12 protein-coding genes, 12 tRNA genes, 3 rRNA genes and 3 pseudogenes are annotated in these 25469 nt (G+C 50.2%); 3 read left to right on the top strand and 27 right to left on the bottom strand.

The window, feature by feature from the left end; translation table 11 throughout:
* Positions 1–390: 390 nt before the first annotated feature.
* From EHV15_RS37995 to EHV15_RS03285, 4 genes and pseudogenes are all read right to left on the bottom strand, one after another.
* A pseudogene (locus EHV15_RS37995) lies at positions 391–806 on the bottom strand (SRPBCC family protein).
* A 63-nt stretch (positions 807–869) separates the two neighbouring features.
* Positions 870–1196, bottom strand: a pseudogene (locus EHV15_RS03275) (cupin domain-containing protein); the annotation flags it as partial.
* A 29-nt stretch (positions 1197–1225) separates the two neighbouring features.
* A pseudogene (locus EHV15_RS03280) lies at positions 1226–1885 on the bottom strand (MFS transporter); the annotation flags it as partial.
* Between the two features lie 190 nt (positions 1886–2075).
* Complete coding sequence (locus EHV15_RS03285; RefSeq protein ID WP_128635153.1) at positions 2076–2489, bottom strand: MerR family transcriptional regulator; 414 nt, start codon at positions 2487–2489, stop codon at positions 2076–2078.
* A 155-nt stretch (positions 2490–2644) separates the two neighbouring features.
* On the opposite strand from EHV15_RS03285, the gene EHV15_RS03290 reads away from it, so the two are divergent.
* From EHV15_RS03290 to EHV15_RS37840, 3 genes are all read left to right on the top strand, one after another.
* A complete protein-coding gene (locus EHV15_RS03290) occupies positions 2645–3685 on the top strand; it encodes an NAD(P)-dependent alcohol dehydrogenase (protein ID WP_128630007.1) in 1041 nt (346 codons plus the stop codon).
* 222 nt (positions 3686–3907) lie between these two features.
* Positions 3908–6490, top strand: coding sequence for a glycosyl hydrolase (locus EHV15_RS03295; protein ID WP_128630008.1), 2583 nt, complete (start codon positions 3908–3910; stop codon positions 6488–6490).
* 552 nt (positions 6491–7042) lie between these two features.
* Positions 7043–7282: an ATP-binding cassette domain-containing protein gene (locus tag EHV15_RS37840; protein WP_281281707.1), complete on the top strand. Its 240-nt coding sequence runs from the start codon at positions 7043–7045 to the stop codon at positions 7280–7282.
* Between the two features lie 234 nt (positions 7283–7516).
* Here the strand turns inward: EHV15_RS37840 and glmS are convergent, their stop codons facing one another.
* The 23 genes from glmS to EHV15_RS03415 form a co-directional block, all read right to left on the bottom strand.
* The gene (gene glmS / locus EHV15_RS03305) at positions 7517–9349 is read right to left on the bottom strand and encodes a glutamine--fructose-6-phosphate transaminase (isomerizing) (protein ID WP_128630009.1); all 1833 of its coding nucleotides are present in this window, start codon (positions 9347–9349) and stop codon (positions 7517–7519) included.
* A gap of 197 nt (positions 9350–9546) precedes the next feature.
* Entirely contained in the window at positions 9547–9849 is a 303-nt protein-coding gene (locus EHV15_RS03310; RefSeq protein ID WP_128630010.1) for a hypothetical protein, read from the bottom strand.
* Between the two features lie 114 nt (positions 9850–9963).
* On the bottom strand, positions 9964–11304 hold the full coding sequence (gene glmM, locus EHV15_RS03315; protein WP_128630011.1) for a phosphoglucosamine mutase: 1341 nt from the start codon (positions 11302–11304) through the stop codon (positions 9964–9966).
* A gap of 107 nt (positions 11305–11411) precedes the next feature.
* Positions 11412–12842: a CdaR family protein gene (locus EHV15_RS03320; protein ID WP_128630012.1), complete on the bottom strand. Its 1431-nt coding sequence runs from the start codon at positions 12840–12842 to the stop codon at positions 11412–11414.
* The gene (gene cdaA, locus EHV15_RS03325; protein WP_246061288.1) at positions 12835–13665 is read right to left on the bottom strand and encodes a diadenylate cyclase CdaA; all 831 of its coding nucleotides are present in this window, start codon (positions 13663–13665) and stop codon (positions 12835–12837) included. Before cdaA ends, EHV15_RS03320 begins: the two co-directional genes overlap by 8 nt.
* A gap of 251 nt (positions 13666–13916) precedes the next feature.
* Positions 13917–14534 carry a zf-HC2 domain-containing protein gene (locus tag EHV15_RS03330; protein ID WP_128630013.1) on the bottom strand — a complete coding sequence of 206 codons (618 nt, stop codon included), beginning with the start codon at positions 14532–14534 and terminating at the stop codon, positions 13917–13919.
* Positions 14535–14667: 133 nt separating this feature from the next.
* On the bottom strand, positions 14668–15243 hold the full coding sequence (gene sigW, locus EHV15_RS03335; RefSeq protein WP_128630014.1) for an RNA polymerase sigma factor SigW: 576 nt from the start codon (positions 15241–15243) through the stop codon (positions 14668–14670).
* Positions 15244–15401: 158 nt separating this feature from the next.
* Complete coding sequence (gene ppc / locus EHV15_RS03340; RefSeq protein WP_128630015.1) at positions 15402–18197, bottom strand: phosphoenolpyruvate carboxylase; 2796 nt, start codon at positions 18195–18197, stop codon at positions 15402–15404.
* Positions 18198–19233: 1036 nt separating this feature from the next.
* Positions 19234–19307, bottom strand: a tRNA-Gly gene (locus EHV15_RS03345).
* 19 nt (positions 19308–19326) lie between these two features.
* A tRNA-Pro gene (locus EHV15_RS03350) sits at positions 19327–19403 on the bottom strand.
* 45 nt (positions 19404–19448) lie between these two features.
* Positions 19449–19525 (bottom strand) — tRNA-Arg (locus tag EHV15_RS03355).
* A gap of 6 nt (positions 19526–19531) precedes the next feature.
* Positions 19532–19606 (bottom strand) — tRNA-Gly (locus EHV15_RS03360).
* A gap of 6 nt (positions 19607–19612) precedes the next feature.
* Positions 19613–19696 (bottom strand) — tRNA-Leu (locus tag EHV15_RS03365).
* Between the two features lie 35 nt (positions 19697–19731).
* A tRNA-Lys gene (locus tag EHV15_RS03370) sits at positions 19732–19807 on the bottom strand.
* Between the two features lie 12 nt (positions 19808–19819).
* A tRNA-Gln gene (locus EHV15_RS03375) sits at positions 19820–19894 on the bottom strand.
* 7 nt (positions 19895–19901) lie between these two features.
* Positions 19902–19977, bottom strand: a tRNA-Val gene (locus EHV15_RS03380).
* Between the two features lie 7 nt (positions 19978–19984).
* Positions 19985–20059, bottom strand: a tRNA-Glu gene (locus EHV15_RS03385).
* A gap of 10 nt (positions 20060–20069) precedes the next feature.
* Positions 20070–20142: transfer RNA gene (locus tag EHV15_RS03390), tRNA-Thr, on the bottom strand.
* Positions 20143–20145: 3 nt separating this feature from the next.
* Positions 20146–20221 (bottom strand) — tRNA-Asn (locus EHV15_RS03395).
* A gap of 5 nt (positions 20222–20226) precedes the next feature.
* Positions 20227–20343: ribosomal RNA gene (rrf, locus tag EHV15_RS03400) — 5S ribosomal RNA — on the bottom strand.
* A 63-nt stretch (positions 20344–20406) separates the two neighbouring features.
* Positions 20407–23338 (bottom strand): 23S ribosomal RNA (locus tag EHV15_RS03405).
* Positions 23339–23572: 234 nt separating this feature from the next.
* A tRNA-Ala gene (locus EHV15_RS03410) sits at positions 23573–23648 on the bottom strand.
* A 131-nt stretch (positions 23649–23779) separates the two neighbouring features.
* Positions 23780–25333 (bottom strand): 16S ribosomal RNA (locus EHV15_RS03415).
* The 16S, 23S and 5S rRNA genes sit together here with 12 tRNA genes alongside, the layout of an rRNA operon.
* Positions 25334–25469: the final 136 nt, after the last annotated feature.

Raw genomic sequence — 25469 nt, forward strand, 5'->3', positions numbered from 1 at the left:
GGTCAGTCAGCCAATCATCCGTTTGAAGTTAACGGTTCGATCCCGGGCCTTCTGACTTTCGCTAACGGTTGTAATCGAGCCTAATTAGCCAAAAAGACGGGAATTCAATTTCTAACGGTTGCAGGCGCGCTTATTTGGTGAAAAGGGCTTCGAATTCGCAGAAAAAAGGCAAAATAAGCTCTGTCACAACCGTTAAATTTGGTTTCCCCTCCATTTTGCCGAAATAACGGCGATTGCAACCGTTAGAATGACGGCCTCGCTTGAAGAAACTGCGCCTTATCCCTTTGAATAGAAAAGACGCGTTCGGATTGAACGTCCACAGGCGACCAAGTCATAAAGTAAAGCGCATGCCGACATGGGCATGCGCTCTTTAAGGCTGCGAAAGTTATTTTATTCCTCTTTGGCACTTTCCGCATATTTTTTGAAATTGTCCAAAATCGCTTGCTACCCGGCTTGCTCATCTCGATGGCGTTGGTCTCCTCCGCTTCGAACGATTCGATGATTTTCGTGCCGCCCTCTTGGCGAATAAAATCGATCTTTACTTTTCTGCCGTCGCCTAGTGTATAGGAAATGCTCTCGTTAATATTCACCTCGTCGTATACTCCGCCGAAATCAAATCCAAAGCTGCCGTCTTTGGCTTCCATTCTCGAAACGAATTTGCCGCCGGCCCTCAGATCATTTTCCGCGTACGGCGTATGCCAGACTTCGGAAGCCTGATTCCACTTCGTAATATGCTTCGGTTCCGTCCAATACTTCCACACGCTTTCGACAGGGGCATGAACGATTGCTTCCACAACCAAAAACATTTCATCCTCATTTTCATGCTGATGCCAGACAAACTCTCCTTTAAATTTCGCCAACTTTACATATTAAAGTTGATTATATTCATCATCGGTTACAGATTCAAACCAATCGGTTTGCCCTGGTGTAAGGGCTAAATGTACAAACCAGCTATCCTTCGAAGCCCCATGCCAATGTTTTACGTTCGGTGGAATGTTTACCACATCGCCGGTTTTGAGGAATTGAGCCGGTTTTCCTTCTTCTTGATACCAACCCTCGCCGCCAGTAACCAACAACACTTGCCCCGAATTATGAGAGTGCCAGTTATTGCGGGACCCCGGAGCAAAGGTTACATTCCCGATAGCGGTATTGAGCGGGGTTGGATCGGTAAACACCATTTGCAAATATGCGTCCCCGATTTATTAACCCCACTGAAATCTACTCCTTATGCAGCATGTTGTTTTATAGGCCTATACATATAGGTTCTTAGAATAATGGTGAACAAACTTAATATCAAAGATAGGATTCCCACCAATACGACGTATTGGGTTCCCATTTCTGATATAAATAACCCGCCTGCAACTGAACCCAATGTTGTTCCTACGTTACAGGACGATATAAATAATCCATTGGCAAAATCAGGCGCTTCGGGTGCTGCAGACGCAATCAAATATTGATTAATGTTTGCCATTATTCCCCCAGCCAATATTCCCCAAACTAAAGTTATTATTGCCATAGGTACGGTAAACTGTCCTGTGAAGAACAAAATGACATAAACAGCACCCAATAACAAAGGAAAAGTTACTGCCGTTTTGGCGGCACTATGAGTAAGGAACTTTCCTGCGACAATGTTTCCGATTATATTGGCTCCACCGAAGATGAATAACGTTAAACTTATGGTGTCCGGTGACATATTCGAGACAGATTTCAGATATTCGGCAAGGTAGCTATAAACCCCGAAGATCGATGAGTTTAATAAAATGACAGTCACAATGGAAATCCATATAACAGTTTTTTTTAATACGGAAAATTGCATGCCGTAAGAGAGTCTTTCTTCAACAGGCATAGATGGCACAAATAGTAAAGTAGCAATGAATACAATGGCATATAAATATCAGTAATGTTTTTTGTTTCTCCATAATTTCCCCCTTTGCAATTTTTACAGGATTGAGTATAAGGGCTAGAGTTAACTCTATGGCAAGAGGAAACGCGCGTTTGATGGTAGCGACGATAAATATTACAAACAAAACCACCTGCAATTCATATCGAAGTTATGAATTACAGGTGGTTTTCTGTTAATTAGCCATAAGGCTCCCAATATTGTTCTTATGAATATCTTCCGTACCGGCATCCAGGGCAGTCTTGTAATAGAAGCATTTGTGTTCGATGACGGCCATCGTTTTTTTAAGTTCTTCCATCTGCGCTTCTACAGCAGCTTTTCGTTCCAGAAACATGTCATATCTTTGCTGCAAGGTGGAATCCCCCTCGGAACACCAATCAATGAAATTTTTAATTTCCTTGATCGGCATCCCGGTGGATTTAAGACATTCTATTATTTTTAAAGCGTCGATATCGGATTCTTTAAACAAGCGTGTTCCGCTGGCTGTCCGTTCTACGAAAGGGATAAGTCCCTCTTTGTCGTAGTAACGCAAGGTATATGGCGTTAGATTCAGTTCTTTGGCAACTTCGCTGATCGAATATGTCTTCAACATGGATCTTCCTTTCATTAGAATATAGACCTCGAGCTAACTCTAATATATAAAATAATTCTACCATAAAATCGTCACTTGACCTAGAGTTAACTCTAAGGAGTAAAATTTGTTTTGTAAGAGATTGTAAAAATTAATGATAGGAGGATTTATGAATGATTACTGCTAAAGCACGCGCTGTCGACGGTCCGGACAAACCATTTCGATCTGCTGAAATTAAAAGACGCGATCTTGATGCCCAAGATGTTTTAATTGAGATTAAATATGCCGGAATATGCCATTCCGACATCCATACGGCTCACGGGGAATGGGGACCTGTAAACTATCCGCTCGTACCCGGACACGAGATTGCGGGAATTGTCACGGCTGTAGGACCTAATGTCACGAAATACCAGGTCGGTGACCGGGTTGGGGTAGGATGTATGGTCGACTCCTGTGGCGAATGTGAGAACTGCCGAAAAGGTGAAGAACAATACTGCCTTAACGGAAATGTCCCAACCTACGCAGGTGTTGACAAATACGGCGAACCAACTCAAGGCGGCTACTCTACCCATATTGTCGTCACTGAGGACTTCGTTGTCAGAATTCCCGACAGCATTGAGCTTGACGTCGCAGCGCCATTACTCTGCGCAGGTATTACGACATATTCTCCGCTGAATCACTGGGGAGCTGGCCCGGGTAAAAAAGTAGCTGTTGTCGGTATGGGCGGTCTTGGTCATATGGCTGTCCAAATTGCCCATGCCATGGGCGCCGAGGTCACCGTTCTGTCACAATCATTGAAGAAAAAGGACGATGGCTTGCAATTGGGCGCAGACCACTACTATGCCACAAGCGATCCGGAAACATTCGAGAAACTGGCCGGGCACTTTGATTTGATTATTAACACGGTAAGTGCCAATATCGATTTGGACGCTTATTTCGGACTGCTCACGCTTGACGGAACTTTGGTGAACGTCGGTGCCCCTGGAGAGCCGTTGTCCCTAAATGTAATGTCCCTCATCGGTCATCGCCGTTCATTTGCAGGCTCCATGATTGGAGGCATTCGTGAGACTCAGGAGATGTTGGATTTCTGTGCCAAACACAATATTGTTCCTAAGATCGAAGTGATCTCGGCCGATCAAATTGACGAAGCCTACAAACGTGTCTTAGCTTCAGATGTGAAATACCGATTCGTGATTGACATCAGCACAATGTGAGTTGTGTAAACAGCCGCCCCTTACCTGACCTAAAAAGCTTGATAAATTTGAAACGCATTGTCTGCGACAGTGCGTTTTTTACTTTGTTCAAGATGCAGAACGTTTCAATTTTCATATATTTACAGAATATGGTACGTGTGCTATATTTACTATAAATCGCCGCCACGAATTGATAGATTTCGCGATTATTTCTCATATTTTACATGGAAAGGAATGATAATAATGAAAAATTTGCTGAAAAAGGCAAGCGCAATGATGCTGGCATTTACTCTGCTGCTTGGATTGTTTGGATCGATGGCAGCGCCCGTTCATGCAGACACCGCACTTTTCACGATTGAAGGCGAAGATGCTCAGCTCAGCTCCGATCTTCAAGTGGCGACTGAAATTTACGGACAGCCCAAGCCCGGATTTTCGGGGAGCGGGTTTGTCTGGATGCAAAATTCCGGCACAATCACTTTTACGGTGACCGTCCCGGAAACCGGCATGTATGCGATCTCCACCCGCTATATGCAGGAGCTCAGTCCTGACGGCAGGCTTCAATATTTGACCGTTAACGGCGTTACCAAGGGTTCGTATATGCTGCCCTACACGACCGAGTGGTCGAATTTCGATTTTGGCTTTCATAAGCTGCAGCAAGGGAGCAACACCATCCAACTGAAGGCCGGTTGGGGATTTGCTTATTTTGACACCTTCACGGTGGATTATGCCGATCTGGATCCCTTGGATGTGCAGCCTGTCCTCACCGATCCCGAGGCCACACCGGAAACGCAGGTTTTGATGAATTATTTAACGGAGGTTTACGGCAAAAATATTATCTCCGGGCAGCAGGAGATTTACGGAGGCGGAAATAACGGCGATTCTGAGTTGGAGTTTGATTGGATCTACAATTTAACCGGAAAGTATCCGGCCATCCGCGGCTTCGATTTAATGAACTATAATCCGCTCTACGGTTGGGAGGACGGCACAACCGAGCGGATGATCGATTGGGTAAATAACCGGGGCGGGATCGCGACAGCTTCCTGGCATATCAATGTGCCCCGAGATTTCAACGCCTATCAGCTCGGGGAGTTTGTGGATTGGAAGAACGCCACCTACAAGCCGACGGAAACCAATTTTAATACTGCCAATGCGGTGGTTCCCGGTACGAAAGAAAATCAATACGTGATGATGACCATTGAGGATTTGGCGGAACAGCTGCAGATTCTTCAAGATAACAATGTGCCGGTTATTTTCCGTCCTTATCATGAGGCGGAGGGCAACGGCGGGTTGAATGGGGAAGGCGCGTGGTTCTGGTGGGCTTCGGCAGGCGCGGATGTGTACAAACAGCTGTGGGATCTGCTCTATACCGAACTTACGGAGACATACGGCTTGCACAACTTGATCTGGACCTACAACAGCTACGTGTATAGCACTTCTCCCGCATGGTATCCCGGCGACGATCAGGTGGATATTGTCGGCTACGATAAATACAATACGATCTACAACCGTTATGACGGTTTGTCAGGTGTACCCAATGAGGATGCCATTACCTCGATTTTCTATCAGCTTGTTGATTTAACCGGCGGCACAAAAATGGTGGCCATGACGGAGAACGACACCGTTCCAAGCGTACAGAATCTGACAGAGGAAAAAGCGGGTTGGCTCTACTTCTGCCCCTGGTATGGCGAGCATCTTATGAGTACCGCCTTTAATTATCCGGCCACCCTGAAAACACTTTATCAAAGTGATTATGTAATCACGTTGGATGAGCTGCCTGATTTAAAGTCTGAAAATCCAACCCCAAGCGCGTCCATCACACCTGCAAACATCGAATTTGACAAATATACGCCGGATCAAAGCGATAAAGCCATCACCGTGAATTTTAACGGCAATACGTTAACCGCTCTCCGGGCAGGCGCCAAAACATTGACCGAGGCTCAGGACTATATCTTGAACGAAAGTACACTGCTGTTGAAAAAAGAATTCCTGGCCGGGCTGCCGGTTGGCGAGCATTCGATCATCTTTGATTTTAATCAAGGAAAAGATCCCGTATTAAAAGTCAAAATTGTCGATTCAACACCAAGCGCTGCGATTACACCCGTGAATGCGACATATGATAAAGCGGAAAATCTAGGGTGGGATATTTCCGTATCCCTTACTTTAAACGGACACCAGCTTGCAAGCATAACGAATGGAAATTACACTCTTACATCAGGCAAGGATTATACGGAATCAAGCGCTGCCGTCGTTCTGAACCAATCCTATCTTTCCACGCTGCCGCTGGGCCAGCATGCGATAACCTTTCATTTCAGCGGAGGAAATGACGCTGTTCTTACAGTAAATGTAGTGGACAGCAGTGCTCCTGTACCCGCGGGAGACTTGACGATCCAAGCTTTTAACGGCAACACGAGTGCCTCCACCAACGGAATTTCACCCAAATTCAAAATAATTAACAACGGAGATTCAGCGGTTCAATTAAGTGATGTAAAACTCCGGTATTACTATACGATTGACGGGGAAAAGACACAGAACTTCTGGTGCGACTGGTCCAGTATCGGAAGTGCAAATGTAACCGGCAAATTCGTTAAACTGGCAACTCCGGTTGACGGAGCCGATTATGTTCTGGAAATTGGCTTTACGAGTTCGGCTGGAACGCTTAATCCCGGCCAAAGCGCAGAAATTCAAGCACGCTTCTCCAAAACCGACTGGTCCAATTACAACCAGGCTGACGATTACTCGTTTAAGGCATCTACCAATCAGTTTGTAAACAATGAACAGGTTACCGGGTATATGAACGATCAGCTTGTATGGGGGATTGAGCCGTAAAGAGGTAAGAAAAAAGGGTTGGATCAGGGATTATCCCCTGCTCCAACCCTTTTTGTTGTGTTAGGCAAGACCTATATGTCTGGGCACTGAGGTGGCTATCTATAGCGTTCGTGACTTGGTATCCCTGCATGCTGCCTTGCACGATTATCCCTTTTGTTCAGGGGGTAAAGGGTGGGGGCTAATCACGGTCCTTTCATTTTTCCCGGTATCTTGCCCCATTCCTCCCGTCAGGTCAGCTTCACTTCTCCTAAACCGCCTTCTCACAAACCTGTCTAACGATCTCGAACATGTCTGCTTCTCCCTCCTGAATTTATCTTTCTCTCTGCTTCCGGATCAAACGGGATAATCGTGCAAAGCGTCCGGACAGCGGATGTTGATCTGCCGACCAACCCACCAGCCCTCCCTGTCCTCAAGCTTTTAACGCCCTTCCGATATTTCTTGCCACGATCGGTTACCGGCTTGACTGTCAAGCGCTGATTATTAGGTTGAGCCCAAAAGTGAATTCGCAATGTACTTAAAACATGTTTAGATCACAATCTGGATTCTGCCACTATCCAAGCTCGCAGTGAAGAACTAATACAAGCCTTTCACCTAACAGAATATTGTGATTATAATGTATCCGAATATTCTGGAGGGGTGGCAAGACGGCTCGATATTGCAATGAGTATGATATCCCATCCAAAAGTTTTATTTTTAGATGAGCCGACCGTCGGCTTGGATATAGAATCAAGACAAATGAATAGTCACATTATGAGCATATATAACTCGAAAATTAGAGGAAAATGTGAGTAAAGAAAGAGACGCTCTTGCTTTCTTCCTGAAGTCAAACTTCCCAAAGCCCCGTTACTCCAACATTTCTCAACCATTATATGTTGGCCCCTTCACCTGCCGCACCCTTCTTGAAATGAAAAAAGGATCGGAGATTAACTGGACATTGGCTCCAGCATTCCCCAATCCTCGGACAATCCTTTTTACATCAGGACAAACTTTTTACATCGTGACACCGGGCCTTTTTATTCCCGTCCCTTACTCCACCGTCACGCTCTTCGCCAGGTTTCTTGGCTTGTCGACATCGTTGCCGCGAGCCAGCGCAGCGTAGTAAGCGAGCAGTTGCAGCGGCACGACGGACAGGGCCGGCGTGAGCAGCGGCAGCGTCTGCGGAATGGCCAGCGCCTGGTCAACCGATTTCAGCAGGCCGGGAACATGCTCCTCGTGCGTAATCGCCATAACGTCGGCGCCGCGGGCTTTAACTTCCTTGATGTTGCTGATGGTTTTCTCCAGCACGGTGTCTTGCGTCGCCAAAGCGATGACCGGAACGCCTTCCTCAATCAAAGCGAGCGTGCCGTGCTTGAGTTCGCCGGCGGCATACGCCTCGGAGTGGATGTAGGAGATCTCTTTCAGCTTCAGCGAGCCTTCCTGCACCACCGAGTAATCCAGGCCACGGCCGATGAAGAACAGATGTTCATGGCTGGCGATTTGCTCGGCATACGCCTTCACCGTATCCGCTTGAGCCAGCATGTTTTCCACTTGCTCCGGCAGCGACTGCATCGCCGCGATGATATGGGCAACCTCGTCTTGGCTTTGCGTGCCCCGCACCTGAGCCATGTACAGGCCAAGCAGATAGAACGCAATCAACTGCGAGGTATACGCCTTCGTCGAAGCGACGGCGATTTCCGGCCCGGCCAGCGTGGCGATCACGTCGTCCGCGTCGCGGGCGATCGAGCTGCCGACCACGTTGGTGATCGCCAGTACATGCGCACCGTTCGCCTGCGCTTCACGCAGCGCGGCCAGCGTATCCGCGGTTTCGCCGGATTGGCTGACAACGATGACGAGCGTGTCCGGCGTAATCAGCGGCGAGCGGTAGCGGTATTCCGAAGCGACGTCGTTCATCACCGGGATGCGCACGAGCTGCTCGATCGCCGTCCCGCCGACAAGACCGGCATTGTAGGCCGTGCCGCAGGCGATGACATGAACGCTCTTGAGGCTGCGGATTTTTTCCTCGCTCAGCTTCAGCCCCGGAAGCACCACTTTGCGGCCGCTTTCGTCGATCCGGCCCAGCATTGTGTCGCGGTAAGCCTTCGGCTGCTCATGGATTTCCTTCAGCATGAAATGATCAAAACCGCCTTTTTCCGCGGTTACCGCGTCCCAATCGACACGAATCATTTCCCGAGAAATAAAATTCCCCTCAATCGTCATCAGTTCGACAGAATCCTTGGTCAATACCGCCATCTCGCCGTCATTCAAAATATACACATTGCGCGTATAGTTGAGCAGCGCCGGAATATCGGAGCCGATGAAGTTTTCGCCTTCCCCGATCCCGATAATCAGCGGGCTGGCTTGACGCACGGCAACCAGCTTTTCCGGTTCGTATTCCGTCAGCACTCCAAGTGCATAAGCGCCGCGCATATAGCTGATCGCTTTCTGGACCGCTTTAACGATGTCGCCCTGGTATTCGCGAGCGATCAGGTGCGAAATCACTTCCGTATCCGTCTCGGATACAAAAACATATCCTTGACCGATCAGTTCTTCCTTCAAATCCAGATAGTTTTCGACAATGCCGTTGTGCACGACGGAAAACTTCTGGGTATGGTCGGTATGCGGATGAGAATTAACGTCAGACGGCTTGCCGTGGGTAGCCCAGCGCGTATGACCGATCCCTGCCGACCCTTGCAGCGGAGCGTTCTCCAGCTTCGATTCCAGATTGGCCAGGCGGCCCAGCGACTTCGAGATTTTCAGCCCGTCCGAAGTAAATACGGCGATGCCTGCCGAATCGTATCCCCGGTACTCGAGCTTTTTCAGACCCTCGATCAACACCGACTGCGTATCTCTTTTCCCAATGTATCCAACAATACCACACATAATATATAGTTCCTCCGTTTCATTCCTACAAGATGGTTTTTGGACGTAAGAAAAGAAGCGGAAGACCCTTCGCGCGGGAATCATCGAGACAGAACTATTCAATTTTCAGAAAATACGTAAAAATTCGCGGCTTTCGCCAAAAAATTTTCATGAATGTCCATGTGCTCCGTTCACCGCGGATCTGCCGCGTCTTTCGCTTACGTACACTCATGATTTGCTATGAATGTGATTTCCATCTGCCCGCAAGGTTTGTGGGAACGGTCGCCCATTCCTTTTGCCAATGCGGTTACGGTGCGATGCAGCACCGGGAGGCCCCCGCCGAACATTCCGAACACCTCCACCTCGTCAGCTTCTCTTTGCCGAATACGTCCCAACTCAGACTCGGACACATCCGCGCGAAATGAAGCTCTGGCGCTTAACTGCTTCCGGTAAACCTCACAACCCTCGCTTTCTTTTTCTCGAATATGCTTAATTATATGCACCTTTTCGTCATTTGGCAATGATCATCTTGTCCTGATTGACTTTTGTCCCCTCTGTTTCCTTTTTCCCAGCAAAAAACCGCCGAATCGGGATCGTCTCCTCGTTCCGGCGGCTCATATTTTTAGTAACGGCTATTATACCAGTTGTTTCTCCACCACGCTGACGATCTGCGACACTAGCTTCTCCAGCTCGCTTTTCTCCGGTCCCTCAGCCATGACGCGAATGAGCGATTCCGTCCCGGAAGGACGAACGAGCACCCGGCCGTTATCGCCTAGCTCCTTCTCCACCGTGGCAACCGCTTCGGCAATCGCCGTATTTCCGGCGTATTTGCTCTTATCCTGCACGCGCACGTTGACGAGTACCTGCGGATACTGCTTCATCACCTTTTTCAGCTCGCTAAGCGGCTTGCCGGACTTCAGCATCGTATCCACCAGTTGAATCGCCGTGAGAATGCCGTCGCCGGTCGTATTGTAATCCAGGAAAATCACATGCCCGGATTGCTCCCCGCCGAGATTGTAACCGCCGCGCAGCATTTCCGCCATGACATAACGGTCGCCCACCGCCGTTTGCTGGGTGTTCAGCTGCAGCTTCTTCGCAGCTTTGTAAAACCCGAAGTTGCTCATGACCGTCGACACAACCGTGCTGTCCTTCAGCTGGCCCGCCTTGTTCATGGCGTCCCCGCAAATGCAGAGGATATAGTCGCCGTCGACCTCTTCCCCATGCTCATCGATAGCGATCAGGCGGTCCGCGTCTCCGTCAAACGCCAGCCCCAGATGGGCCCCCAAGCGCACGACCTCTTCCTTCAGCTTCTCCGGATGAGTCGATCCGCAGTGGTCGTTGATGTTCAGTCCGTTCGGCTCGGCCGCGATGGCGTGCACTTCGGCGCCCAGCTCGCGAAACAGCTTCGGTGCCAGCTCATAGGCCGCGCCGTTGGCGCAATCGAGCACTACTTTGAGACCTTGGAACGAAGATGTGATCGTCGTCTTCAGATGGTCCAAATATTTCAGCTTGGATTCGTAGTCTACCTTCACCGAGCCTAATCCATCGCCAATCGGACGCGGCAGCTCATCGACGGACTTATCCATCAGTTCTTCGATCTGCAGCTCTGTCTCGTCCGACAGCTTGAAGCCGTCGCTTCCGAAAAACTTGATCCCGTTATCCTCAACCGGATTGTGCGACGCGGATATCATCACGCCCGCATCGGCTTTCAGCAACCGCGTCAAATAAGCGACCGCCGGCGTCGTTACGACGCCAAGGCGAACAACATCCGCCCCGATCGACAGCAGACCCGCCACGAGCGCGGATTCCAGCATGACGCCGGAAATGCGCGTGTCCATCCCGATCACGACTTTAGGCTTCGGAGCTTGACCCGCAAGCACATATCCGCCGCAGCGGCCGATCTGAAACGCCAGCTCCGCCGTCAACTCTTTATTGGCGATACCTCTTACGCCATCTGTACCAAAATATTTCCCCATGGTTTCACTCCTCCAAAAATTTCAAGCGCTTCGCCCGTTCTCTCCTGTTGCACGATTCGGCAATATGCCGTTTTCCGTTCCTGTTTTCAGGCAGCCGGCGTTAAACTTTACGCTCCCCCGGCAGCCCCATTGTTGGCCGGTCCAACGTCGTCCCCCTGATTGGACGAAGAATCGTTGCCTGCAGGCCTCTCCGTATTGTTCTCGCTCTGCTGATTTCCCGGGTTCCCCGCATTTCCCGAAGTTCCCGGGTCAGTCTGATTTTCCTGCTTCCCCGCATCCTCTTCCGGTTCGGCGGTGGCCGGCTTATCTTTCTCCGTCAGCTCTACGTCAATCGTCAAGCCTTTGCTTGCGTCCGCCAGCTCCACATAGGCCGGGAGCTTCACGTTAAGCGGCAGCGTATGGCGCCCCGGACCAAGATCGGACAAATCCGCCGCAGCTTGGATATCGGCCGCCGCAAGCTTGCCCAGCACGTCCTCCGCCCCTAGCAGTGTAAGCGAAATTTGGCGGTCGGCCGGCCGGATGACTTTTACGTTGTACAGCGAATTCACATTTTCCAAGGTGATCGGTATACCATCCACCTGCTTCTGCTCGGCAGGCTTCACATTTAATGTCACCGTGACGGAGCTCGGCTCGATTTTCTCAAAACCTTCCGGCGGCGTCAAGCCCACCGAGTATTTGGTCGCATCCGAGCCGCCAAAACGCCCTAAATCGACGGTGATCGGATAGGAACTTATGCCCCCGAGCGCTTCCTTCGTCCCATATACGGCAACGCCCTCCACGTCGGTTTCCGCGCCCGCAAGAACGTAACCTGCCGGAAGCTGCCCTGTGTACTGCAGTTCGATCGGCACGGTTTTATACATTTTAGTGATAGGAACATCGGTATCGACAGAGTCAGGAGAGATCCCCGCATTCTCCATCGCTTTCCCCTGCTTATCATATGCCGTAAGCTTCACGCTTTTGCCTTTGACCGATTCCTTCAGCCCCGTTACGTCCACCGTCCCCTGCACCTTGCTGAGCTCGCCGATTTCACTGGCCGGCAGCGTGACTTCAACGGTGCCGCTTCCGGCTACGATCGGGCTTCCCAGAAGCAGCCCGTCCGCAGGCTGCCCTTTCGTCACGATGCTCACGGGAACCGTTTTGGTTTCTTTCGCTTCAATCGTGACTTTCACGATCGAGGGCTCAATCGACACCAGCTGCACGCCGGGAGGAAGCTCATAGGTCAAAGGAAGCGTAAACGTCCCCGGACCTACGTTTTTCAAATTCAATTTCACTTTATAATCGGAAAAATTTGTCGTTAAATCAATGCGTTTTCCTTTAACCTCCATCCGGACCTTGGTCGGTTCCAGATCATATAACACATACTTCTCATCGTTTAATCCGGTAACTTCTATATTCACGTTATCGATGATTTTCGGCTGCGCCAGCGTCGTCGAATCGACGGGCGTCCCGCTGTCCAAATGAACCATCGCCCATAAAATGATGCTGACGACCAGGGCCAATACCTTGGCAAAATTGTTGTGGGTCAGCCATTTATCCATTTTTGCCGGCCTCCTTCCTTCTACGGAAAGGTCCGCGCTTTTCTTTGGCGTTTGAATCCGGCCCTAGCTCCTCATAAAGCTTGGAAATCAACGATTCCTCATTAATATCCCGCACGACTTGGCCGTTGATTGCCAGGGATATTTGGCCGGTTTCCTCGGAAACGACGATCGAAACGGCATCGCCGACCTCGCTGATTCCGATTGCCGCACGGTGCCGGGTGCCGAGCTCTTTGCTGATAAACGGATTTTCAGACAACGGCAAATAGCAGGCCGCGGCCGATATTTTGTGACCCTGAATAATAACCGCTCCGTCATGCAGCGGCGTATTCGGGATAAAAATATTGATCAGCAGCTGCGAAGAGATGAGCGACTGCATCGGAATTCCGGATTCGGTATATTCATTAAGCCCTGTATCGCGTTCAAAAACGATTAACGCCCCGATTTTTCTACGTGATAAATAATTAACGGCTTTAATAATCTCGCCGATTTCTTTGCCGAATTGTTCTTCATCCGCCGAACTGCGGCCAAACAGCTTGCCTCTTCCGAGCTGCTCCAACGCGCGTCTTAATTCCGGCTGGAAAATAATGAAGATCGCCAGCACGCCGAACGTAAACATTTGGTTCATCAGCCATTTCAGCGTATATAAATCAAACCACGTGCTTACCGCCCAAATGATCACTAGAACGAGAATCCCCTTGAGCAGTTGAACGGCCCGCGTTCCCCGCACAAGCAGGATCAGTTGGTAAATGATGTAGGTAACGATGAGGATATCGATGACATCCTTGATGGTGTCCTGCCATGTCATATTCGAAAAATAACTCATGATGCAACCCCCGGCACTGTTCCTGACGGGCATCCTTCGCCCGCTGAAAGGAAACGATATTTACAGCACGATGCTTGTCTCTATAAGTTTCCCCTAATTACTAGGTTATAACGATCACATACGAGATGCAAGCGTCCGGGAAAAAATAGGCGCTTTTCGTAATCAATTACATTATTTTCCTGTATCAATGAAAATAAAAAAAGCGCCCGTTTTCCCGAAGGGGAGGCGCCAAATGTGAATCCAGCCGAACTTTACCTATAGGCGACTTCCGTGAACGTATTGGTGATCCTGTACCAGATCCAATCCAGTGCCCGATCGATTTCTTTGACCTGACCGGAAATATGGGCGGTAGAAGCCTGATAAAACGTACCGTCAATGACGGTTAAATTGCCTTGAACCTCACCATAGATTTCGGCCTTACCGTTTTCTATCGTCAAGTTCCCGGCGATTTTTGAGTCATTTGGTACCGTCACCGTGTCGCCATGGATGATCACCTGATCGAGATTAGACCCTTTGACCACGAGTTGGTCATCGGTATCCCAAAACGAAACGGCGCTGAACAGCATCACCAGCAGAAACATCGCGGCCGCGGTCAATGCCGGGTGCCGTTTGATCCACTTGATCCAAGCCTGCTGTTTCGGCTGATTCGGGATCTGGCTGATGATCCGGTTAACCAACTCATCGGGAGCCGAAAAGTTCGTATGCTTGATGGTCGCAAACAGCATCATTTCGGTTTGCTCCAGTTCTCTGAACCGCTCCTGGCAAGCCGAGCAGCTTTGCATATGCTGCTTCAACGCTACGGCTTCCTCGCGGCTCAATTCACCGTCCAAATAATCATGCATTAATGAGGAGGCTTGCTTGCATTCCATATCAGCCAATCCTTTCAGTATCAATCTATGCGGATAATCCCGGCGGATCCCCGGAACCTAGTCGTCCTATCATTACATTACGCATCGCAAACAATTTCGTTTCACAAAAAAATCGGCAAACTTTACCACGATTTTAAAGCACTTTATGCTCCAGCTTTTTTCGCAGAAATTCGCGTCCCCGGTGAACCCGTGTCTTCACCGTCGTTACCGGCATGTCCAACACATCGCTAATTTCCTGGAGCGACATTTCCTGCAGGTATCTTAAAACAATGACGGACTTATATTTCGCCGGCAAGCCTGCAATGGCTTGATGAATCGTCTGCTGCGTTTCCGAAAGCAGATATTCCGTTTCCGGTGTTTTATCGTCACCAGGAATCAGCGTATAGCCGTCCATTCCTTCCTGGTCGTTCATCTCGGCATCGAGATAGTAATTCGGTTTCCGCTTGCGCAGCCGGTCGATGCAGAGATTTGTCGCAATGCGGTATATCCATGTCGAAAATTTCTGTTTATCATCGTAACGGCTCCAGTTTTTGTATACCCTTAAAAACGTCTCCTGCACGACGTCCTCCGCTTCGTGCCGGTTCGACAACATCCGGTAGCCCAGATGAAACAGTTTATCCTTATATAAATCAACGAGTTCGGCAAAGGCTCCCTGATCCCCTTTTCGGGCCAGCCTCACCAGCCTTGCGTCGTAATGATCTACCACCATATTTTCCCCCAGATCCATGGACGGGTTTCATCATCTATTCCCTGTACTTCATTCAAATGTTAATGCAACTGTCTGCAAATTGCAATAGAACCTACACAAAAAGCCGGCCCCTTTGCCAAAGGACCGGCATATGATGAAATGCAGCGTTTAAGCTCGTATCAGCCCGTATTCCGGAGCCCTGCGGCAATACCGTTAATGGTAAGCAGCACTTCACGCAGCAGATGCGCGTCATCCTCGCCTTGCTCGCGAACCGAGCGCAGCTCGGCCAGCAGTTGAACCTGCAAGTAGCTCAGCGGATCAACGTAAGGATTCCGCAGGCGGATCGATTCCTGGAGCCCTGGAACATTGTCCAAAATTTCGGAGATGCCTGCGATCTTCAGGACCATTTCCCGCGTCAGACGGAATTCTTCTTCAATTTGATCGAAGACCCGGTCTTTCGCTTCCGAATCGGAACACATATTGGCGTATTCCTTCGCGATCACCAAATCCGCCTTAATCAAAGCAAACTGCAGCGTATCGATCACGGAGCGGAAAAACGAGAAGTGTTGGTACATCTCCTGCAGTATTTTCAGGTTCTCTTCTTTGTTCTGATAGAAATTCATCAGTCCGGTGCCGGCGGCATACCAGGCCGGGAACAGATAGCGGCTTTGCGTCCAGGCGAATACCCAAGGAATCGCCCGGAGATCCTCAAACCGGTCGCTGTTTTTGCGTTTGGACGGGCGTGAGCCGATATTCAGTTCGCCGACTTCGACAAGCGGCGTAGACTCCCGGAAAAACTTCAGGAAATCCGGTTCGCGGAACACGAGATCCTGATATTTGCTCAGCGAAGTCTCCGAAATGCCAACCATGATATCTTCCCAGCGTTCTTCCTCGGGGCTGCACTTCTGACGAAGCTTGGCAAGCTTGTTGGCTTCGATCAATGCGGAGGTCGCCTGCTCCAAACTGCGGTAGGCGATACCGCGCAAAGAATAACGCGACGAGAGCACCTCGCCTTGTTCGGTGATCTTGATGCCTCCTCCGATCGTTTCCGGCGGTTGCACCAGAATGCTGCGGTTCAGCGGCATGCCTCCGCGGCCAAGCGCGCCTCCGCGGCCGTGGAAGAACTTCAGCTTAGCGCCGTATTGGTTGGCGGTCGCCGTAATTTGCTTCATCGCCACGCGCAGCTCCCAGTTGGCCGTCACCACGCCGCCGTCCTTGTTGCTGTCGGAGTATCCCAGCATAATTTCCTGCAAATCGTTCATCGCCGCCACCGATTGCCGATAGATCGGCATGCTGAACAGTTGGTCCATGATGCCCGGCGCGGCGTGAAGATCATCGATCGTCTCAAACAGCGGCACCGATTGCAGCGTGCAGGTGACACTGCCGTCCGCTTCCTTGTAGAACAATCCGACTTCTTTCGCAAAAACCATGACTTCAAGAATATCGCTGGCCGCTTCCGTCATACTGATCAAGTAGCTGGTGATACACTGCTTTCCATACTCTTGCTGCGCCCGGTATACCGTACGGTATACTTCCAAGCATTCTTTGGTGCTTTCGCTGTAATCCTGATAAGGCGATGTCAATGGACGAGGATCGTTCAGGATTTTTTCCAACAGCTTGACCTTCTCTTCTTCCTCCAGTTCGGAATAGTTCGGCACGATATTCATATTCGCCAAAATTTCCGTCATGGCGTTCTCGTGCTCCTTACTGTGCTGGCGGATGTCCAGGGTCGCCGTGTGGAAGCCGAACAGCTCGACCTGGCGAATCAGCTTCTTAAGATGCGTATCGGCTACATAGTCCGCATAGTGATGGCGCAAGCTGCGGTCGATGATTTTCAAGTCCTCGATAAACTCGCTTACGTTGGCGTAGCGCTCCGGTGTGTCCTTTTTCGTGTCATCCAGCAGATTGTGCAGCTTCTCCACCATGTAAGTCAGTTTAATGCGGTAAGGCTCTTTCTCGTTGTTCCACTGCTGCGTTTTTTGCAGCGTTACCTGAAGCCGGTCGCGTTGAATGGAGGCCATCAGTTCGTCGGTCACGTCGACGATTGTGGTACAGAAGCTAAGGTGCTTGAACAAATCGCTCAAAATATGCTGATACTCGCGTACCGCCAGCTTCCGATGCATTCGCAGCGTTTGCCAGGTCACGTCCGCGGTAACGGACGGGTTGCCGTCCCGGTCGCCACCGATCCAGGAACCGAAGCGCAGGTAAGCGGGCACATGCCAATAATGCTCCGGATAATATTTAGTCAGGCAACGTTCCAGTTCCTGATATACTTCGGGAAGCACATGAAACAGCGTCTCATGAAAATAATACATCCCGTTTCTGACCTCATCGAGCACCGTGGGTTTACGGTCGCGCAGCTCATCGGTTTGCCAAAGCGTGATCACTTCGTTTAAGAGCTTTTCTCTAAGCTGTTCGCGCTCACGGAACGTAAGGGTTGGATTATCAAGCTGCATGACATCATCGGCAATCCGTTTGTGGATATCCAAGATCGCCCGGCGCATCGCTTCAGTGGGGTGTGCCGTCATCACGAGCTCCAGGGACATGCCCTCCATGATTTCCTTAGCTTCGACATAAGTGAAGCCCTGTTCCTTCAGATTTTTAATGGCGGCCTCGATCGTTCCCGTTTGAACGGTTTCTCCAGCCGAGCGTTCGTAATCCCGTTTGCGGCGAATCCGGTGATTCTGCTCGGCAATATTGACGAGTTGAAAGTAAATGGCAAAAGCACGGATAACTTGGTGACGAATTCCGGGTTCAAGAGAATTGATCATTTCCTTAAACTCATCATGTAATTCGGGTAAAAATACAGCCCGCAGCGATTTACTGGCTTCACGAATCTTCTCGACAATATCCAAGAGTTCATTACCGCCCTGATGTACAAGGACCTCTCCTAGAATATTGCCCAAAAAACGAATGTCGCGCCGGAGCAGGTTGTTTGAGTTGCTCGTGCCTGCCGTTACCGTTAGTTCAGTCATGTTTCTCCCCCATTTCATCCCTATTCCGTCTTTCTAAAGCTTTCTTAACATCATACAATAATCTCCCCCGAAAATCTTCACCTAATTTGTAAGATTTCGCGGTAAGGCGGTTGGATTCGAAACTTAGTAATGAGTAAATATTCAAGCTCGCTAATAAAGCGCAGCAGTCACAAGATTAGGCATACCATTGAATTAAAAGGAATCATGCTCAAGATGAAAAATTAATCATTTTATATTTATGCATGATAGAGCTAATATGCCGAGTACACTGCAAGTCCCTGATGGTAGAACTTCCCATCCGCAGTCAAGGGAACAAAGAGGTTGTAAACAACCTCCCGCATAAACAACCATTACCAACCTTAACACGGTAAAGCAATAAAATACAAGAATATAAATAAATTTTTTTGCTCAATAAGCTACAGTTATCGGCTCAACCTAAAAATTCGCACTTGACTACTGAGCCTGGTGCCCAAACTATTCGTTTAAAAGTCAACAGTTCGACGCAAGGCCCATCACAACTGTTAAAATTCGTTCCCCCCACTAGCGTTGCACAAGCTTTTTCACAATTTGAATCCCTGATACTTTCCAGATTTCCGCAATCGCTAAGGTTTTCGAATCGAATTATCGTCCACCGGAGGAAGATCTAACGGTTGTAGCAGCGGCTATTTTACGAAAAAAGACCTTTTCTAGATTCTAACGGTTGTGAGCGCCGTTATTTACCTGAATCTAAGCAAAATGGGCTGGTTTTAAGTGAAATAAGCGCCATGGCAACCGTTAGAATTTGAAATCAACGTTTTTGGTACAAATAGCGGTTGTGGCAACCGTTAGAACGATAATTCGCAGAATGATAACTCGTTTGAGGGGCGGGTTTTCCCGCTCATCAAGCTCCGTTAAGATAATAAGCTGCGGCCTCATCGACGGGGCAAGTGCCGTTTTCGGTTTTGAGTCCAGTTATCATAACTTTAATTTTCAAAATTATAAATTTCTGATATCTATAACAAAAAACATCATCTTCCGATGATGTTGCTGTTATATATGGAGCGGGTGATGGGAATCGAACCCACGCTACCAGCTTGGAAGGCTGGAGTTCTACCATTGAACTACACCCGCACAATACCTAAAACATTGATGGTCGGGACGACACGATTTGAACATGCGACCCCCTGGTCCCAAACCAGGTGCTCTACCAAGCTGAGCTACGTCCCGAGATATGTTGGCCAATCTTTACGCCAAACATTTATTTTATTAAAATGGCGCGCCCTAAGAGATTCGAACTCCTGACCTTTAGATTCGTAGTCTAACGCTCTATCCAGCTGAGCTAAGGGCGCAAATTATGGAGCGGACGACGGGAATCGAACCCGCGACCCTCGCCTTGGCAAGGCGATGCTCTACCGCTGAGCCACGTCCGCATAATTTGGTGCGCGTGGAGGGACTTGAACCCCCACGTCAAAGACGCTAGATCCTAAGTCTAGTGCGTCTGCCAATTCCGCCACACGCGCAATTTCAAACATTTTCCTCATTTATTAAGGAAAACTGGTGAGCCATGAAGGACTCGAACCTTCGACACCCTGATTAAAAGTCAGGTGCTCTACCAACTGAGCTAATGGCTCATAATCTAAAAATGGCTGGGGATATAGGATTCGAACCTATGCATGACGGAGTCAAAGTCCGTTGCCTTACCGCTTGGCTAATCCCCATTAACAATGGTGGAGGCTGAGGGGATCGAACCCCCGACCCTCTGCTTGTAAGGCAGATGCTCTCCCAGCTGAGCTAAGCCTCCATATGTATGGTGACCCGTAGGGGATTCGAACCCCTGTTACCTCCGTGAAAGGGAGGTGTCTTAACCCCTTGACCAACGGGCCTTATGTAAAAAGCTCTCAACCGGGATCGAACCGGTGACCTCATCCTTACCATGGATGCACTCTACCTACTGAGCTATGAGAGCAAGTGGCTCCCCGAACAGGACTCGAACCTGTGACAACTCGATTAACAGTCGAGTGCTCTACCAACTGAGCTATCAGGGAACATTGCTTGGCGGCGTCCTACTCTCCCAGGACCCTTCGGTCCAAGTACCATCGGCGCTGGAGGGCTTAACGGCCGTGTTCGGGATGGGTACGCGTGGAACCCCTCCGCCATCGCCACCAAACGATTTTCAAGGTGTTAATCCTTGAAAACTGGATACGAAACAAATTTGCCTTTTAGATGTTTTGTGGATAAGCCCTCGACCGATTAGTACCTGTCAGCTCCATACATTGCTGCACTTCCACCTCAGGCCTATCAACCTCGTCGTCTTCAAGGGGTCTTACTAATTGGGAAATCTCATCTTGAGGGGGGCTTCACGCTTAGATGCTTTCAGCGCTTATCCCGTCCGCACTTAGCTACCCAGCTGTGCTCCTGGCGGAACAACTGGTACACCAGCGGTGCGTCCATCCCGGTCCTCTCGTACTAAGGACAGCTCCTCTCAAATTTCCTACGCCCACGACAGATAGGGACCGAACTGTCTCACGACGTTCTGAACCCAGCTCGCGTACCGCTTTAATGGGCGAACAGCCCAACCCTTGGGACCTACTTCAGCCCCAGGATGCGATGAGCCGACATCGAGGTGCCAAACCTCCCCGTCGATGTGGACTCTTGGGGGAGATAAGCCTGTTATCCCCAGGGTAGCTTTTATCCGTTGAGCGATGGCCCTTCCATGCGGTACCACCGGATCACTAAGCCCGACTTTCGTCCCTGCTCGACTTGTCAGTCTCGCAGTCAAGCTCCCTTTTGCCTTTGCACTCTGCGAATGATTTCCAACCATTCTGAGGGAACCTTGGGGCGCCTCCGTTACTCTTTAGGAGGCGACCGCCCCAGTCAAACTGCCCGCCTGACACGGTCCCCGTACCGGTTTACGGTACTGGGTTAGAACTCCGATACGATCAGGGTGGTATCCCAACGGCGCCTCCATGGAAGCTTGCGCTCCCACTTCCTAGGCTCCCACCTATCCTGTACAAATCGTATCAAAGTCCAATATCAAGCTGCAGTAAAGCTCCATGGGGTCTTTCCGTCTTGTCGCGGGTAACCTGCATCTTCACAGGTATTAAAATTTCACCGGATCTCTCGTTGAGACAGCGCCCAAGTCGTTACGCCATTCGTGCGGGTCAGAATTTACCTGACAAGGAATTTCGCTACCTTAGGACCGTTATAGTTACGGCCGCCGTTTACTGGGGCTTCGGTTCACAGCTTCGGGTTACCCCTAACCGCTCCCCTTAACCTTCCAGCACCGGGCAGGCGTCAGCCCGTATACTTCGCCTTGCGGCTTCGCACAGACCTGTGTTTTTGCTAAACAGTCGCTTGGGCCTTTTCACTGCGGCCCCCTCGAGCTATTCACTCTACCGGGGCACCCCTTCTCCCGAAGTTACGGGGTCATTTTGCCGAGTTCCTTAACGAGAGTTCTTCCGCGCGCCTTAGAATTCTCTTCTCGCCTACCTGTGTCGGTTTGCGGTACGGGCACCTTCTCCTGGCTAGAGGCTTTTCTCGGCAGTGTGAGATCATGACCTTCGGTACTGTAAATTTTCCCTCCCCATCACAGCCCAGCCTTACGGTGTGCGGATTTGCCTACACACCAGCCTCACTGCTTGGACGGGGCATTCCATCGCCCCGCGTCACTACCCTCCTGCGTCACCCCATTGCTCGTAGCGGATTATGGTGGTACAGGAATCTGGGCCTGTTGTCCTTCGACTACGCCTTTCGGCCTCGCCTTAGGTCCCGACTTACCCTGAGCGGACGAACCTTCCTCAGGAACCCTTAGGCTTTCGGCGGATCAGATTCTCACTGATCTTTTCGTTACTCATACCGGCATTCTCACTTGAATACAGTCCAGCGCTCCTTCCGGTACACCTTCAACCCGTATTCAACGCTCCCCTACCCCTGATACTAAAAGTATCAAGCCATAGCTTCGGTGGTGTGTTTAGCCCCGTTACATTTTCGGCGCAGAGTCACTCGACCAGTGAGCTATTACGCACTCTTTAAATGGTGGCTGCTTCTAAGCCAACATCCTGGTTGTCTGTGCAACTCCACATCCTTTCCCACTTAACACACACTTGGGGACCTTAGCTGATGGTCTGGGCTGTTTCCCTTTTGACAATGGATCTTAGCACTCACTGTCTGACTCCCGGTGAATCAGTCTATGGCATTCGGAGTTTGACTGAGCTTGGTAACCCTTGGCGGGCCCCGCACCCAATCAGTGCTCTACCTCCACGACTGTCACACCGAGGCTAGCCCTAAAGCTATTTCGGGGAGAACCAGCTATCTCCGAGTTCGATTGGAATTTCTCCGCTACCCCCACCTCATCCCCGCACTTTTCAACGTACGTGGGTTCGGGCCTCCAGTGCGTGTTACCGCACCTTCACCCTGGACAGGGGTAGATCACACGGTTTCGGGTCTACGCCTACAAACTAATTCGCCCTATTCAGACTCGCTTTCGCTGCGGCTCCGCTTTCTCAGCTTAACCTTGCTTGCAAACGTAACTCGCCGGTTCATTCTACAAAAGGCACGCCATCACCCCTAAATTGGGCTCTGACTTCTTGTAAGCACACGGTTTCAGGTTCTGTTTCACTCCCCTTCCGGGGTGCTTTTCACCTTTCCCTCACGGTACTGCTTCACTATCGGTCGCTAGGGAGTATTTAGCCTTACCAGATGGTCCTGGCAGATTCATACGGGGTTTCACGTGCCCCGCACTACTCGGGATCCGTCTCGGAGGGAACACATTTTCGATTACAGGGCTTTTACCTTCTCTGGCCGGCCTTTCCAGACCTGTTCGTCTAACCTGTTCCTTGATAACTCCATGTGAGACGTCCCACAACCCCAGAGAGCAAGCTCCCTGGTTTAGGCTAATCCGCGTTCGCTCGCCGCTACTGACGGAATCACTATTGTTTTCTCTTCCTCAGGGTACTTAGATGTTTCAGTTCCCCTGGTATGCCTCTTCGTATCCTATGAATTCAGATACGAGTGACTAGGTATTACCCTAGCCGGGTTTCCCCATTCGGATATCCCCGGATCGATGCTTGCTTACAGCTCCCCGAGGCAGTTTCGTTGTTCGCCACGTCCTTCTTCGGCTCCTAGCGCCTAGGCATCCTCCGTGTGCTCTTAGTAGCTTAACCATTTGCTCTGGCACAAAGCCTTCGCAATCACTACCTTAATTGAAACTTGTTTTGACACAAGTTCAGCTATGATGAATTTCAATTTGGCTTTGCAGCAAATTTAAATTCATCAGAAAAGGATTGTTCTAAAACGCAAATTTCGTTTCGTTATCCAGTTTTCAAGGATCAATGACGAAATTTTGTAACGATCACGAAAAGTGACGTTCAAAATTTCAGCAAATTGATGAAATCATATGGTGGAGCCAAGGAGGATCGAACTCCTGACCTCCTGCTTGCAAGGCAGGCGCTCTCCCAGCTGAGCTATGGCCCCGCAAATTCCATCAAAACTGAACAAATGGGAACTCGTCAATAAGTTCGACTTTGCAAGCAAAGTCTAATTATCCGGCCGCTTACGCGGACCGTATTTGTACCGTTCCGTTACAGGAACGAGGTACTCCATAGAAAGGAGGTGATCCAGCCGCACCTTCCGATACGGCTACCTTGTTACGACTTCACCCCAATCATCTACCCCACCTTCGGCGGCTGGCCCCTTGCGGTTACCTCACCGACTTCGGGTGTTGTAAACTCTCGTGGTGTGACGGGCGGTGTGTACAAGACCCGGGAACGTATTCACCGCGGCATGCTGATCCGCGATTACTAGCAATTCCGACTTCATGCAGGCGAGTTGCAGCCTGCAATCCGAACTGAGACCGGCTTTTCTAGGATTCGCTCCAGATCGCTCCTTCGCTTCCCGTTGTACCGGCCATTGTAGTACGTGTGTAGCCCAGGTCATAAGGGGCATGATGATTTGACGTCATCCCCACCTTCCTCCGGTTTGTCACCGGCAGTCACTCTAGAGTGCCCAACTTCACTTGCTGGCAACTAAAGTCAAGGGTTGCGCTCGTTGCGGGACTTAACCCAACATCTCACGACACGAGCTGACGACAACCATGCACCACCTGTCTCCTCTGTCCCGAAGGAAAGGCACATCTCTGTACCGGTCAGAGGGATGTCAAGACCTGGTAAGGTTCTTCGCGTTGCTTCGAATTAAACCACATACTCCACTGCTTGTGCGGGTCCCCGTCAATTCCTTTGAGTTTCAGTCTTGCGACCGTACTCCCCAGGCGGAGTGCTTAATGTGTTTACTTCGGCACCAAGGGTATCGAAACCCCTAACACCTAGCACTCATCGTTTACGGCGTGGACTACCAGGGTATCTAATCCTGTTTGCTCCCCACGCTTTCGCGCCTCAGCGTCAGTTACAGCCCAGAGAGTCGCCTTCGCCACTGGTGTTCCTCCACATCTCTACGCATTTCACCGCTACACGTGGAATTCCACTCTCCTCTTCTGCACTCAAGCCATCCAGTTTCCAGTGCGACCCGGAGTTGAGCCCCAGGATTAAACACCAGACTTAAACAGCCGCCTGCGCGCGCTTTACGCCCAATAATTCCGGACAACGCTTGCCCCCTACGTATTACCGCGGCTGCTGGCACGTAGTTAGCCGGGGCTTTCTTCTCAGGTACCGTCACTCTCCTGGCAGTTACTCCAGAAGACGTTCTTCCCTGGCAACAGAGCTTTACGATCCGAAAACCTTCTTCACTCACGCGGCGTTGCTCCGTCAGACTTTCGTCCATTGCGGAAGATTCCCTACTGCTGCCTCCCGTAGGAGTCTGGGCCGTGTCTCAGTCCCAGTGTGGCCGTTCACCCTCTCAGGTCGGCTACGCATCGTCGCCTTGGTGAGCCGTTACCCCACCAACTAGCTAATGCGCCGCAGGCCCATCCGTAAGTGACAGATTGCTCCGCCTTTCCCAAGCCTCTCATGCGAGAAGCTTGATTATCCGGTATTAGCTACCGTTTCCGGTAGTTATCCCGGTCTTACGGGCAGGTTGCCTACGTGTTACTCACCCGTCCGCCGCTAAGTTAATCAGGAGCAAGCTCCCGATTAACTCCGCTCGACTTGCATGTATTAGGCACGCCGCCAGCGTTCGTCCTGAGCCAGGATCAAACTCTCCAATAAGGATCGGAAGGAGGCTCATACCCGAAGGCTATGAGGTGTTCCATCCGAGGTTTGACTTGCTCATTTAGAAAAACTGACGAGAAAATTAATTCTCATTAATACTCACTCGTTGTTCAGTTTTCAAAGATCAACTTCG

The sequence above is a fragment of the Paenibacillus oralis genome, from assembly GCF_003863965.1.
Lineage (GTDB): Bacteria > Bacillota > Bacilli > Paenibacillales > Paenibacillaceae > Fontibacillus > Fontibacillus oralis.